The 14,252-nt window shown below is 43.4% G+C and carries 7 protein-coding genes; 5 read left to right on the top strand and 2 right to left on the bottom strand.

The window, feature by feature from the left end:
- Nucleotides 1–38: 38 nt before the first annotated feature.
- Nucleotides 39–1,451, bottom strand: coding sequence for an exodeoxyribonuclease I (gene sbcB / locus ACRRS0_RS12040; protein WP_432452962.1), 1,413 nt, complete (start codon nt 1,449–1,451; stop codon nt 39–41).
- 377 nt (nt 1,452–1,828) lie between these two features.
- Here sbcB and ACRRS0_RS12035 point away from each other — a divergent pair, with 377 nt between their 5' ends.
- The 4 genes from ACRRS0_RS12035 (at nt 1,829) to ACRRS0_RS12020 (ending at nt 13,022) form a co-directional block, all read left to right on the top strand.
- A complete protein-coding gene (locus ACRRS0_RS12035; RefSeq protein WP_432452963.1) occupies nt 1,829–6,907 on the top strand; it encodes a PAS domain S-box protein in 5,079 nt (1,692 codons plus the stop codon).
- A 139-nt stretch (nt 6,908–7,046) separates the two neighbouring features.
- A complete protein-coding gene (gene pyrC, locus ACRRS0_RS12030; protein ID WP_432456177.1) occupies nt 7,047–8,018 on the top strand; it encodes a dihydroorotase in 972 nt (323 codons plus the stop codon).
- Nucleotides 8,019–8,847: 829 nt separating this feature from the next.
- Entirely contained in the window at nt 8,848–12,708 is a 3,861-nt protein-coding gene (gene hrpA, locus ACRRS0_RS12025) for an ATP-dependent RNA helicase HrpA (RefSeq protein WP_432452964.1), read from the top strand.
- 2 nt (nt 12,709–12,710) lie between these two features.
- Entirely contained in the window at nt 12,711–13,022 is a 312-nt protein-coding gene (locus ACRRS0_RS12020) for a SelT/SelW/SelH family protein (RefSeq protein WP_432452966.1), read from the top strand.
- 29 nt (nt 13,023–13,051) lie between these two features.
- Here the strand turns inward: ACRRS0_RS12020 and sodB are convergent, their stop codons facing one another.
- Nucleotides 13,052–13,633 (bottom strand): superoxide dismutase [Fe], encoded by a 582-nt coding sequence (gene sodB, locus ACRRS0_RS12015; protein ID WP_432452967.1) that lies wholly within the window; start codon nt 13,631–13,633, stop codon nt 13,052–13,054.
- Nucleotides 13,634–13,851: 218 nt separating this feature from the next.
- Between sodB and ACRRS0_RS12010 the strand changes: the two genes are divergently transcribed.
- Nucleotides 13,852–14,196, top strand: a complete 345-nt coding sequence (locus tag ACRRS0_RS12010) for a Grx4 family monothiol glutaredoxin (RefSeq protein WP_432452968.1) — start codon at nt 13,852–13,854, stop codon at nt 14,194–14,196.
- Nucleotides 14,197–14,252 lie beyond the last annotated feature (56 nt).

The following is a 14,252-nucleotide window of genomic DNA, read 5'->3' as shown; positions in this document are numbered from 1 at the left end:
GCGAAAGGTTTGGCTTAAGCTAGTTGTTTGCTCACATTTTAAAGTAATTGTATATAGTCATAGAGCCTTTTTAAGATCTGAGTCTTGTTCGGGTCATTTTGATGCTCAATTAATAAGTCCTCTAAGTTTGGTAATATTTGACTCATTTGTTCACTTAATACGATTTGTCGCTGAGCTTGCCATTGCTGAAGTTCGTCTTCGCTTAAGCACTCGGGGTAATTTCTTGCTTTAAAACGCAATAGCAAGCGATTTAAGCGAGGATCGGCAAATTGAAACCGTTCCTTGGAAATTAGATTGGGGTCACTATCGCGTAATACTTGCATTAAATTTTTGTCTGCGTTGCCAACAAATCCTCGGTATAAACTGGTATCAGGATTGTCATCCTCGGCGAATTCACTCTCTAGCGAAAATACTTGGTTCAATTTTTCTTGAATTAGCAATTTATTGTTAACTAATAGATCGAGGCTTTGGCGACATTGTGATCGATTTAAACCCAATTGTTCCGCTCGTTCAGGCGTTAAGGTACTGGCGGGGGCTAACACCGGACACTTATTGGTGTGGACCAGTTTGACCGGGATTGGTAGTTCATCTGCAGCTAAATTGGCACGGGCAGTATAAAGGCGTTGGTTAATTTGCTCAGCGTTGAGCGCGAGTAATACACTGGCGTCTTGGTTCAAATCCACCACAATCATTGCATTTTTATTAACCGGGTGCCAAGCGATAGGGAGGATCCAAGATGCGCAGCCTTGTGTGGCACCAAACATGCCGGAAATATGAACTAAGGGTTTGTTATTTAATAAATCAAATTTTTCTGCAACCACCTTTTTATTCCGCATATTAAGTAAATAGCTGAACAACTTAGGTTGTTTATCTTTGATCAGTTTAGCCATAGCAATGGTTGCATACACATCGGAAACAGCATCATGAGCATTGGCATGGCTTAAACCGTTGGCCGCAGTGAGTAATTCGAGTCGAAAACTCACGATACCGTTCGCGTCAGTGGGCCACTCGATACCATCGGGGCGTAGCGCATAACAAGCACGAACCATATCAATCAGATCCCAACGTGAATTACCATTTTTCCATTCGCGTTCATAGGGGTCGAGAAAGTTTCTAAATAAAGTGTAGCGGGTCACTTCATCGTCAAAGCGAATGCTGTTGTAACCTACGCCACAGGTTCCTGGTTGACTAAACTCTTGGTTAATTTTGTCGATGAATTCGCTCTCTATCATCCCTTTTTGTAATGCCTGCTGCGGGGTAATGCCAGTCACTAAGCAAGCGTGTGGTTGAGGAATGTAGTCATTTGCCGGTTGGCAAAATAATTCAATTGGTTCGCCAATCGGATTTAGCTCCAAATCGGTCCGAATTGCGGCAAATTGGCAGGGTCGATCTCGGCCCGGGTGAATTCCGAAAGTTTCATAGTCGTGAAATAAAAAAGTTTGTTGGTTCATTGGTCTATCGTCACGCTTTGTAGATGCTTCACTGTTTTAATAAAACTAACCTTACCATAAAACAGAGTGAACAAACTCGCTCTCAGGATTGAGTGTTTAGTTTGCATACAGTAAGTCACTTTTTTAATGCTGCTACTTTCATCATTTGAAGTAGCGGGTATTGCTCTAGATTCACAGACTCATTTTGAGGGCCTTTGTTGCAAGTTATTGACTGAGGAACCCATGAAGATGACCTCGAGACCACAAAATGGATTATATAAAGATAAACCGCTTCGAGAGTAACTAAACTATATTTAGAAATATATCAGCAATATAGTTAAGTTTGTTGGTTTTAGCTGTTGTGTTCACTGAGCTGTATGCTATTTCAAGGATGAGATATGACAATGTTGCAGTCGTTATTGACCCTACTGATTTTGTTAATTGTGGTCGGTTTCTTTTTAAATAAATTACGTACTAGTTCTATCGAAAATTTGAGTGCTCTTTTTAGTTCTCGTAAAAGTATATTGGTTATTTTAGTGGTGGTGGTGTCCGCCATTGGTGTGATTGCGGCGATCACCAGTATTGGATTGATGCAATTAAAACATCATCGCTTCGTACAAGTGGAAAATGTGGTGGAGTCGATACTCGATACCACTGATGCAGGCTTGGATGAATGGATGCAATCGTGGCAAGCGAAAGTTGATATCATTGCTCACGATCCAGCTTTTCAACATTTCTCATATGTGTTACTTGAAGCGGAGCATTCCAAACAAAGTTTAATCGAAAATCCTGCCTTGGCGGGCCTGCGTCAAACCGTTGCTAATTACCGTTCTATTTTTGATGATCTTGGTTTTGTCATTATTTCACAGCAGCGGATTAATATCGCATCGATGCATGATGATGAGATAGGCGAAATCAATGACATTACTCGCTATTATCCACATTTATTAACCCGAGCATTTGCAGGTGATACCGTGTTAATTCCACCGATCAGGCTGCAAGAGGGTGATCAAGAGCGATTTAAAGGGCCGCGGGGCAACAGCCATTCGACAATGTTTATTGTTGCACCCATTCGAAATGGCGATGGGCAAGTGGTGGCATTACTTAGTTTACGCTTGGATCCAGAGCAAGAGTTTAGCAGTCTGTTAGAGGGTGCGAGGGTTGGTGAAACGGGTGAAACTTATTTAGTGAGTCGCTCCGGATTTCTAGTCTCACCAAGTAAATTTGAGGCGCAGCTACGCGAACTAGGGCTATTAGAGACTGGTCAATCCTCAGTTTTAAATATTAAGTTAAAGGTTCCGAATGGTGGCTCAGTACAACAAGAGTGGACGGAGAGTGGTTATGGGGTCCTAAATAAGCAAACTGGAGGAAATTTCGTTCACTATCTTGATTATCGCGGTGTTGCGGTGGTAGGTGCTTGGCACTGGGATAGGGACATGGAGATCGGCATTGTTTCTGAGATCGATTATCAAGAAGTGATGCAAGGCTATTCTCATTTTCGCAACATTGTGTTGTTGCTACTTGCTGCAACTCTTACATTTAGTTTGTTTCTGTTTGTCTTAGTGTTTGGTTTAGTGAGAAAGCTTAATTTGCGGCTGAAGCGATCGAATATCGATTTGGAACAACAGGTGAAGCAACGAACTGCGGAGTTACAAGAGCGAGAACAAACCTTATGGGATCTATATGAAAATGCCCCTGTGGCCTATGCCTCGTTGTCAACGGAAGGCGTATTTTTAAAGCACAATCATAATTTTGCAGAATTGTTAGGTGTCGAACGCAGTTTTTTTGAACAGCACCGGTGGCAAGATTTTGCTGCTGACCCACAGCAACAGCAAAAGTCGCAACAGCTATTAGATGAGGTGATAGGTGGCCAGAGTCTGACGGATAGAAACTTGATGATTAAGGCACCAGATGGTCGTGAATTACATCTGAGCGTTAGTATGACACCGCGAAGAAAGGGGAGTAATCAAGTAGCGGAAGTGAAAGTGTCACTTACAGATGTCACCGAACGTTACTTAGCACGGCTTGCGTTAGCGGATAATGAAGAGCGGATCCGAACCATCGTCGACACGATTGCAGATGGTATTATTTTAATTGACCAGCGCGGGATCATCAGTAGTTTTAGTCCCGCAGCCGAGCATATTTTTGGCTATCGTGAGGCAGAAATTGTTGGTAAAAATGTTAATCTATTGATGCCAAATGATATTTCCGTCGACCATGATGCTTATTTGAGCCAATATCAGTCAACAAATGGTTCCTTTGTATTTAGCAATGAACGAGAAGTGTTTGGACTTCGTAAGGGCGGTGAACCGTTTCCTATGGAATTAACGGTTAAAGAGATCTATTTAAAGGGTAAGCGTCATTTTACAGGGGTGGTTCGAGATATCACTGCTCGCAAAAAAGCTCAGCAAGAATTGGCGGATAGTGAGCGGCAATTTAGAACGTTAACCAATAATCTGCAATGCGTGGTGTATCGTATGCAATTACTCGAGGATGGCGGAAAAGATTGGTTATACCTGAGTGAACGTATTGAAGAACAGACTGGCTACCCACATCAAGACTTTATCGGGAAACATCCAAAACGCAACTATCGAGACTTAATTCACCCGGAAGATAAAGCGCATGCCTTAGCATCGGTGAGTGAGGCTTATCGCCATGGCGGTCAAATATCCCAAGAATTTCGAATTATTGATGCGGCAGGTACTGTACGGCACGTATTACACAAAGCGGTGGTATCACATGACCAAGATAGCCAGCACAGCTATTCCGATGGGGTGATCTTCGATATTTCAGACCTTAAGCAGGTTGAGGCACAACTGCGTGAGAGTGAAGAGCGTTTAGATTCTGCTGCTTCTGGCGCAGGTTTGGGAATGTGGGATTATTACCCGCAAGAAGATCGGATCGAGGTGAATAATATCTATGAAAGCATGCTTGGTTATCAAGCCGGTGAACTTCGGGATGGCGTGGGTTTATGGGCCCGTTTGAAAAATGATACTCACACTTGGTTAAGTTTGATTCACCCGCATGATGTATTGAGTACCGAAGAAAAGTTAGCCGAACATTTAGCCGACAAAAGTGATTTTTTGCGTAACGAAATACGTCTTCGTTGTAAAAACGGCGAGTATCGGTGGATATTAAGTATTGGCCGTGTGTCTGAAGTCGACAGTGAAGGTCGGCCACTGCGGATTAGTGGTATTCATGTCGATATTGATGAAATCAAGCAATTAGAGGAGGCGCTGAATGATGCGAGAGCGCAGGCTGATGCGGCAAGTCAGGCGAAAAGTGACTTCTTAGCCAACATGTCACATGAAATTCGTACCCCTATGAACGCAATTATTGGGATGTCTTACCTCGCTTTGGAAACGCAACTCGACCCAAGACAGCGTAATTATATCGATAAGGTTCATCGCTCTGCGGAAGCCTTGTTGGGGATCATCAATGATATTTTAGATTTTTCGAAAATAGAGGCGGGAAAACTGGATATTGAGTCGGTGGGATTTCGCTTAGAAGACGTGTTAGATAATTTAGCTAATTTGGTGGGCTTAAAGGCCGAACAAAAAGGCTTAGAGTTACTGTTTGATATCGATCCCAATATACCAACGGCGCTGATTGGTGACTCCTTACGACTCACTCAAGTATTGGTTAACCTGTGTAACAATGCTATTAAATTTACCGAACAAGGCGTTGTGGTGTTGAAAATTGAGGGGGCTGAACTGACGGAAAATGCAATACGATTACACTTTGCGGTGACTGATACAGGGATTGGGATGTCGCCGGCACAACAAGAGAAGCTATTTAAACCTTTCTCTCAGGCCGACAGTTCGACCACTCGTAAGCATGGCGGAACTGGTTTGGGCTTGGCTATCTGTTTGAAATTAACAGAGCTTATGGGAGGGAAGATTGCGTTGAAGAGTGAGGTTGGTCAAGGGAGTAGTTTTTATTTTGAGTTACCAATGTTGACTCAAGATAATACACTGCTGGTCAATGCCACCACGCATGCCAGCCTATCGCATTTAACCGCCCTAGTTGTGGATGATAACCAAAGTGCTCGACAAATTAACGTACAAGTCTTGCAAAGTTTTGGCTTAAGCGTCCACTCGACCGCCGGGGGAAAAGATGCTTTGGCTTTACTGCAATCCTTTGCACCGGACGTAACGGTAGACATGGTGTTTATGGATTGGAAAATGCCGGATATGGACGGTGTGGAAACGGTTCGGCGCATCAGACAACAGGGATTGAATCCAGACGTGATCATGATTACTGCTTTTGGTCGAGAAGAGCTGAGTCAAGAGGCCAAAGGGGTACCTCTTGACGCAATATTAACCAAACCAGTTACGCCTTCTCATTTATTTGACACCATTATTCAGGTAAGAAAAATTGAAATATTTGAACAAACACGACGAGAAGTTAAGTTGCAGGGGGCTAATCAAGATATTGCCAACTTAGTCGGAGCCAATATATTGGTGGTTGAAGACAATGATATTAACCAAGAGTTAATTATTGAACTGCTCGAATCAAATCAAATTCATAGTCAGCTATGTTGTGATGGGGCAGAAGCCGTTGAATACCTCAGGACTCACCATGTGGATGGGGTGTTGATGGATTGCCAAATGCCGATTATGGATGGTTATACTGCAACCAAAGTTATCCGCCATCAATTAGCGCTTGCTGATTTACCAATTATTGCACTTACGGCTAACGCTTTGGCTGGCGATCGGCAAAAAGCCATCGATGCGGGGATGAATGATCACATTTCTAAACCGATTAATGTGAATAACTTGTTTGCGGTGCTGGCTAAATGGATCAATCTAGGGGAGCGTCCGCCGGAGACGCAAATACTCGAGCATCGCTTGGTACAGCATCATGTTGATATCCCCTTACCAGACATAGAAGGTATAGACACGGTTGTTGGCCTCGCGAATGCCAATGGTAGCCAACCCCTCTATTGCAAACTTCTTAGCAAGTTCTCTCAGCAGGATGTGATTGATAGCTTAGTATTGGCTAATCTAGAGGAGCGACTTCAGGATGCTGAACGGATCGCACATACCATAAAAGGGGTGAGTGCGACTTTGGGTATGGCGTCTTTATCACAATTGGCAATGTTAATCGAAGGTCAAGCTGAGAGTGGTTTTATTAACGCTATCGACATTGAACAGTTACAAGCCAAGATGGTTCCTTTGCAACAGAGCTTACGAGAATATTTTACAGATAATCCAGAGACGTCGAATGGGGTCGATGATGAGTATACTCCTGAGGTCTCAGATAAAGCCTTGAGTCTTTGCTTAGAAAAACTCGCGACTTTATTAGAAGATTTCGACAGCGAAAGTAATGAATACTTGGATAATCATCATGAAATATTATCTCGATTTCCTCCATTGGCTAAAGAATTACAACGGCTTATTGAAGAATATGACTACGAGGCTGCTGGGCAGATTGTATTAAGTATGCAACGTCAGTTAAACACCAATCCTGAATGATGAAGATGTCCAAGCAAGACTTGCGAAACAACTTGGGGTAGACTTTCACGATTTCATATTGAATTAGGGGAACGTTGTGACGCAAGAGTTGACTATTATTCGGCCTGATGATTGGCATTTACATTTGCGTGATGGAGCAATGTTATCAGTTGCCGCGAATGCAACCGCTAAACATTTTTCCCGAGCGATTGTGATGCCAAATTTAACTCCGCCAGTGACTCGAGTTGAAGATGCTCGAGCGTATTTGCAACGGATCAAACAGGTTCTTCCCCAGGAGAGCTCTTTTGAACCACTGATGACTCTCTATTTAACCGATGCGACAAGCCCACAATTGATTGAAGAGGCGGCAGCCAGTGGCATCATTAAAGCCTGTAAATTGTATCCAGCCAATGCCACGACAAACTCAGCTCATGGTGTGACCGACGTCGATGCCTTGCGCCCAGTGTTTGAAACAATGGCAAAGCATAATATTTTACTGCTGGTGCATGGGGAAGTGACACATGCCGATATCGATATTTTTGATCGTGAAGCAGTATTTATCGATAGCTATATGCGGAATTTGGTCAAGTCCCTACCGGAACTGAAAATTGTTTTTGAACATATCACGACTGCCGAAGCTGCGGAATTTGTCCTCAGCGCGCCAGATCATGTCGGGGCAACAATTACGCCTCAGCATTTAATGTATAACCGCAACCATCTTTTGGCGGGGGGCTTAAGACCTCATAACTATTGTTTACCAGTATTAAAGCGTCAAAACCACCAACAGGCTTTACAACAAGCGGTTGCCAGCGGAACGCCTAAGATTTTTTTGGGAACGGATTCAGCGCCACATTTACAAGGTGCAAAAGAAAGCGCCTGTGGTTGTGCCGGCTGTTATAGTGCGCCAGCTGCTATCGAGTTATATGCAGAAATATTTGAGCAACTGGGAATTTTGGACAAGTTGGAAGCCTTTGCTAGTTTTAATGGTCCTGATTTTTATGGATTACCCCGTAATAAAGAGACCATTACCCTAAGCAGGCAGGCTTGGCAGGTCCCATCACAGGTGATGGTCGAGGAACAAGCCTTGGTACCATTCTATGCTGGTGAAACTCTGCAATGGCAAGTCAGATAAAAAAAGCCCTTTGCTTAATAAAGCAAAGGGCCGCATAAATTGTATAATTACAAACACTGCAATAGGTAACTAAACGCGAAGACTGAATTAGCAAATCAGTCTCTTTAACATTACAGCGGGATCAAGTATTACACCATGCCCCAAATGGGTGAATTGAGTTAATATTGGCTTTTGTTTGGTGTTTTCATGAGGCTTGCGGGTCGCGAATCACAGAGAAAAAAAGCCCTCTGTTTAATATAAACAAAGGGCATGCATAAATTGTGTAGTAAACACAGCAATAGGTAACTAAACGCGATGACTGAATTAGCAAATCAGTCAGTTAAATCATATAGTGAGGCCATCTAGCTATCCATTCCCCAAATGGGTGAATTAAGTGGATATTCATAAGAATAGCGATGGCGCATAGGGAAAGGCGTATGTTTGCTGATTTCTGGCGATTTCACTGCGGCCAGAATATAAAAAAGCCCTTTGCCTAATATATAAGCAAAGGGCCTGCATAAAATGTGTAAAAATTACACCGCAATAAATAACTAAACGCGATAACTGAATAAACAAATCAGTTGTGTATAGGATATAGTTCAGTGCTTAGACTGACCATTCCCCAAATGGGTGAATGAAGTCAACATTGAGATTTTCTTGATGTATTTTGTTTTTCAACTGGTTGCTTTTTAGTCCAGCTGAGGGTCGATGATGAACAGAGTCATCATCATTTCGCTGCAGCTGGTGTTACTCGATGTGCTTGTTGCTATAAACAGGTGGCTTAGACTTGTTTTCTTAGCGATTGTTGTTAGCATTTGCGCCTCGTATGCAACCCTACGAGGTTTTATTCTTGCAGTCCGCTCTATCAAACTTGAAACAACAAATCAGCTTCGCTTTGGCAAAGGATCGTTATCGTCTTCAGCGGCAGCTGACTAAGTTAACATCCGACGATCTGGAACAAAAAAGTGCCGCTTTTGTTAAACTTGCTCAGGCTCTCGATCGCTCTTGTCAGTTAGCAAGTCGTCGACGAGCGACTATTCCTGTCATTCATTACCCTCCGCAGCTACCCGTCGTTGAGCAAAAACAAAAACTTTATGAAGCGATCCGTGATCATCAAGTGGTGATCATCGCTGGTGAAACGGGCTCGGGTAAAACAACCCAGATCCCAAAAATTTGTTTAGAGTTAGGCTTAGGGAGTCGTGGTTTCATCGGCCATACTCAGCCTCGGCGGTTGGCCGCCCGTAGTGTAGCCGCTCGTATTGCAGAAGAATTAGAGACTCCAGTAGGCGATTTGGTCGGTTATAAAATTCGTTTTAACGATCAAATTAAAGCGGATAGTTTAATTAAGCTGATGACTGACGGGATGTTGCTTGCCGAGATGCAACAGGACCGTTTTCTTTCTCAATACGAAGTTTTGATTATTGATGAGGCCCATGAACGTAGTCTGAATATTGATTTCATCCTCGGAGTGCTCAAGCAATTATTGCCCAAGCGACCTGATTTAAAAATTATTATCACTTCGGCAACCATTGATCCGCAACGATTTTCTAGGCATTTTAACGACGCTCCGGTGATTGAAGTCTCAGGCAGAACCTATCCGGTTGATACTCGATATCGCCCGCTTAACGAAGCAGAGCAAACCAAAGATGTCCTAGAAGGTATCGCCGATGCGGTTGACGAACTATATCGGGAAAAACCCGGTGACATATTAATTTTCATGAATGGCGAACGTGAAATTAGAGATGCGACAGATTACTTACAGAAGCGCCAGTTACGTGACACTGAAGTATTGCCTTTATATTCTCGTCTCTCTAATGCGGAGCAAAATCGCATTTTTGCAGCCCATCGTGGTCGTCGTATCGTGTTAGCCACGAACGTTGCCGAAACTAGTTTAACGGTGCCAGGGATCCGTTATGTTATCGACCCCGGTTCCGCCAGAATTAGTCGCTATAGCTATCGTTCTAAAGTTCAACGCTTGCCAATTGAAGCGATTTCTCAAGCGAGTGCCAATCAGCGTAAAGGACGTTGTGGGCGGGTGGCAGAAGGGATCTGTATTCGTTTATATAGTGAAGATGACTTTGCTGGTCGGCCGGAGTTTACCGATCCTGAAATTTTACGAACCAATTTAGCCTCGGTTATTTTGCAAATGCTTGGCTTAAGGCTTGGTAAGTTGGAAGACTTTCCATTTATTGATATGCCCGATCAGCGAAATATTAAAGATGGTTTGAACCTACTCGAGGAAATTGGGGCTTTACATCAGCAGCACGGGAAGCCAAGCCTTAGCGCTTTAGGGCGTGAGGTGATTAAGTTTCCCATCGATCCTCGCTTAGCGAGAATGATGGTGGCTGCGAAGAGTTTTGGCTGTGTTCAAGAAATGATGGTGATTTGTGCAGCCTTATCGATCCAAGATCCGCGAGAGCGACCTAGTGACCGTAAACAAGCGGCAGACCAACAACACGCACGCTTTGTTGATAAAGATTCCGATTTCTCGAGCTACTTATTATTATGGCGTTATTTACAAGAACAACAAAAGGCTTTATCAAGTAACCAATTTCGTAAACAATGTAAGCAGGAGTTTTTAGCTTACATGCGGATTCGCGAGTGGCAAGACTTAGTGTTTCAGCTTTCAACGGTGGTAAAAGAGTTAGGTTATCCACTGAGTCAAAATGAGGCGAATTACGATGCCATTCACCAGGCAGTGACCGCTGGTTTGCTCAGTCACTTTGGTTTTAAAGACAAAGAGCGAGAGTTTTTAGGCGCACGAAACGCACGTTTTGTGGTATTCCCGGGATCTAGCCAAGCGAAAAAGCCCCCTAAATGGGTGGTGGCTGCCGAGCTGGTGGAAACCTCTCGTTTGTTTGCGCGTGGCGTAGCAAAGATTCAGCCTAATTGGTTAGAAGCGCAGGCTGAACACCTGATTAAAAAGTCTTATAGTGAGCCACACTGGTCGACCAAGCAACAAGCGGTGATGGCTTACGAAAGCGTGCGTTTGTATGGTGTAAGTTTAGTGAGCAAACGTCTGATCAATTATGGTCGAATTGATCCCGTTGTGGCCCGAGAAGTATTTATTCGCTCCGCTTTAGTCGAGGGGCAGTGGTCAAGTAAACACAGCTTTTTTAAACAAAATCAGCGCTTACTCGAGGATGTCGAAGCCTTAGAGCAAAAGCAACGTCGCCGCGATGTGCGGGTGGATGATCAGGTGTTGTTTGATTTTTATGCCGCACGTTTAGCAGAAGATATTGTCTCTGCTTCTCACTTTAATCGCTGGTGGAAGCAAGCGCAGCGACAACAGCCAGACTTACTCAATTTTTCAAAACAAATGTTGTATCAACATGATGCGAGTCATGTGACTGAGCAGCAATATCCAGATAGCTGGCAGTTAGATGGCTTTGCGTTGGCCCTTAGTTATGTTTTTGAACCTAGTGAAGTAGACGATGGGGTGAGTGTCCATATTCCATTGGCATTATTAAACCAGATTGATTACTCACGTTTCGATTGGCAGATCCCAGCGTTTAGAGAAGCTTTAATTAGCGCTCTGATTAAATCTTTGCCTAAGCCTATACGACGTAATTTCGTACCAGTACCGAATTACGTTCAAGCCTTTATGCAAGCGGTCCCGCAGGCCGAAGGCGAGTTGTTACCAATATTGACCAAGCAATTACTCAGAATGACCGGCTGTAAGATCCCCGAGGATGCCTGGAATCTAGATGCTGTACCAGACCATCTTAAGGTCAACTTTAAGGTGGTGAATGATCAAGGTAAAGTCGTTTCTCAGGGGCGAAGTTATCAAGTATTGCAAACCAAACTTCAGGACGAAGTTGAGCAAACGCTTGCTGAAATTGCGCCTAGTGCGTTCGCCGAGCAAGCGAGTGTTAGTCAATGGAGCTTTGGTGAGTTGCCGACGATGATAGAAGAACAACGTCAAGGTTATCAAATAACCGCTTATCCGGCATTGGTGGATGAGGGGAAAACAGTGGCCCTTAAGTTGTTTGATAAAGCCGAAGAAGCGAGTTGGAGTCAGTCACGTGGCTTAAGTAAGTTATTGCAACTGAATATTCCTTCACCGCTGAGTTATTTGCAGCAGCATCTGCCTAATAAAGCCAAACTTGGTTTGTACTTTAATCCTTTTGGTCGGGTTGATGTGTTATTGGATGACTGTTGTTTAGCGGTCATCGACAAATACTCGCGACTACAGCCGGTGGATAATCAAGCGGACTTTGTTGCCTTATGTGATACCGTACGGGCCGAGTTGGCAACTGAAACTTTAGCTGTAGTCGTACAGGTAGAGAAAATTTTAAGTTTGCATTACCAAATTAATAAGTCCTTGAAAGGTAAAGTCGGTTTTGATCGAGTGATGGCTCATGCTGATATTAAAGCGCAGCTTGCTAGATTGGTTTATAAAGGATTCGTGCGAGAGGTTGGCGTAGCGCGTTTAGCCGATTTACAGCGTTATTTAAAAGCAATTGAAAAGCGCTTGGAAAAATTAGCGATCGACGCGCATAAAGACCGTTTAGCCATGCAACAAATTGAAACGGCGGTTGAACGGGAACAAGTCTTAGCCTTACCCATATATAATGAACAGGGTCAAGAACTTCGCTGGATGATAGAAGAGCTGCGGGTATCGCTGTTTGCTCAGCAATTGGGCACTAAATATCCAATTTCCTTAAAAAGAGTGCTGAGTCATATGAGTGAGTTACAAAAAGGGAAATAACGTTGGCATTACAACAATCAAAAGACCAGCCTCGCGTCGTAATTTATTATTGTAGTTTGTGTGGTTGGTTATTACGCGCCTCTTGGTTGAGTCAAGAGCTACTTACGACATTTTCACAAGAGTTGGCAGAAGTGGCTTTAAAACCAGCGAGTAAAGGACGTTTTCAAATTTACCTCGATGGAAAATTGATTTGGTGTCGAGTGGCTGATGAAGGTTTTCCGGAAGCTAAAATTCTAAAGCAACGAGTACGCGACCTGATCGCACCGGAAATGAATTTAGGACACAGTGACAAAAATAAAAAGGGCGCTGATTAGCGCCCTTGGTCCTTAGCAAGCTTTTTTGCTTAAGCAAAATTTGCTGAGGCAAACTCCCAGTTTACCAATGCCCAGAATGCATTGAGGTAATCAGGGCGAACGTTACGGTAATCGATGTAGTAAGCATGTTCCCATAAGTCACAGGTTAGCACTGGCGTAACCGTTTCGTCAGTCAGTGGTGTAGCTGCATTACTGGTATTTACGATCGCGAGACTGCCGTCAGCATTTTTGACTAACCAAGTCCAGCTGGAGCCAAAGTTGTTGACTGCGCTATCGGTAAATTTCGCTTTAAATTCTTCGAAAGAACCAAAACTTGCGTCAATGGCTGCTGCAAGTGCTCCACTTGGTTGACCGCCAGCATTTGGCGCCAAGCAGTTCCAGTAAAAGGTATGGTTCCAAACTTGCGCTGCGTTGTTAAATACGCCGCCAGTGGAATTTTTAACGATTTCTTCTAAACTTTTCTCAGCTAAATCAGTGCCTTCGATTAAACCATTTAGTTTTACCACATAGGTATTGTGGTGTTTACCGTAGTGGAAAGATAAGGTCTCAGCAGAGATGTGCGGTTCTAACGCGTCTTGTGCATAAGGTAGTTCAGGTAGTGTAAAAGCCATGTTTCTCTCTCCTTGTAATAATTGGCTGAAGCAACAGCACAATATTTTATATAGTAAAAACTTTACAAACTAGTTTAGCATTACAACAGTAGGCGGAAAAGCAAAAATATTAAAAAATATTGATCTAGCTCAAAGTGGTGAAATCAGAGATTTTTTTTGCTACGGTATAGTCATAGCACCTAGAATAGACTTAGTGTAAAAAATTAGAGAATTTTAAAATGGAAACTGTTGATAAAATTAAGCAGCAAATTGCTGAAAACCCGATCCTACTCTACATGAAAGGTTCTCCGAAGTTCCCTAGTTGTGGTTTCTCAGCGCAAACGGTTGAAGCTTTAATGCAATGTGGTGAACGTTTTGCCTATGTCGATATTTTGCAAAACCCTGACATTCGCGCTGAACTGCCTAACTATGCTGATTGGCCAACTTTCCCACAACTGTGGGTTGAAGGCGAATTAGTTGGCGGTTGTGACATCGTGATGGAGATGTTCCGCAGTGGCGAATTACACCCTTTAATTAAAGATACGGCGGCAAAACATCCTGCGCCAGAAAGTGAGGCTGAATAGACTAATATTCAGCTCTAATTGAAGGAATCAACCGCTCTTTATTCGAGTGGTTTTTT

The organism is Agarivorans sp. QJM3NY_29, assembly GCF_050870835.2.
Classification (GTDB): domain Bacteria; phylum Pseudomonadota; class Gammaproteobacteria; order Enterobacterales; family Celerinatantimonadaceae; genus Agarivorans.
This window is presented reverse-complemented; position numbering and strand designations above follow the sequence as displayed.

Coding starts and splice junctions, on each gene's coding strand:
- sbcB (WP_432452962.1), bottom strand. CDS start 1,451: ATGAACCAACAAACTTTTTTATTTCACGACTATGAAACTTTCGGAATT.
- pyrC (WP_432456177.1), top strand. CDS start 7,047: ATGTTATCAGTTGCCGCGAATGCAACCGCTAAACATTTTTCCCGAGCG.
- ACRRS0_RS12010 (WP_432452968.1), top strand. CDS start 13,852: ATGGAAACTGTTGATAAAATTAAGCAGCAAATTGCTGAAAACCCGATC.
- ACRRS0_RS12035 (WP_432452963.1), top strand. CDS start 1,829: ATGACAATGTTGCAGTCGTTATTGACCCTACTGATTTTGTTAATTGTG.
- sodB (WP_432452967.1), bottom strand. CDS start 13,633: ATGGCTTTTACACTACCTGAACTACCTTATGCACAAGACGCGTTAGAA.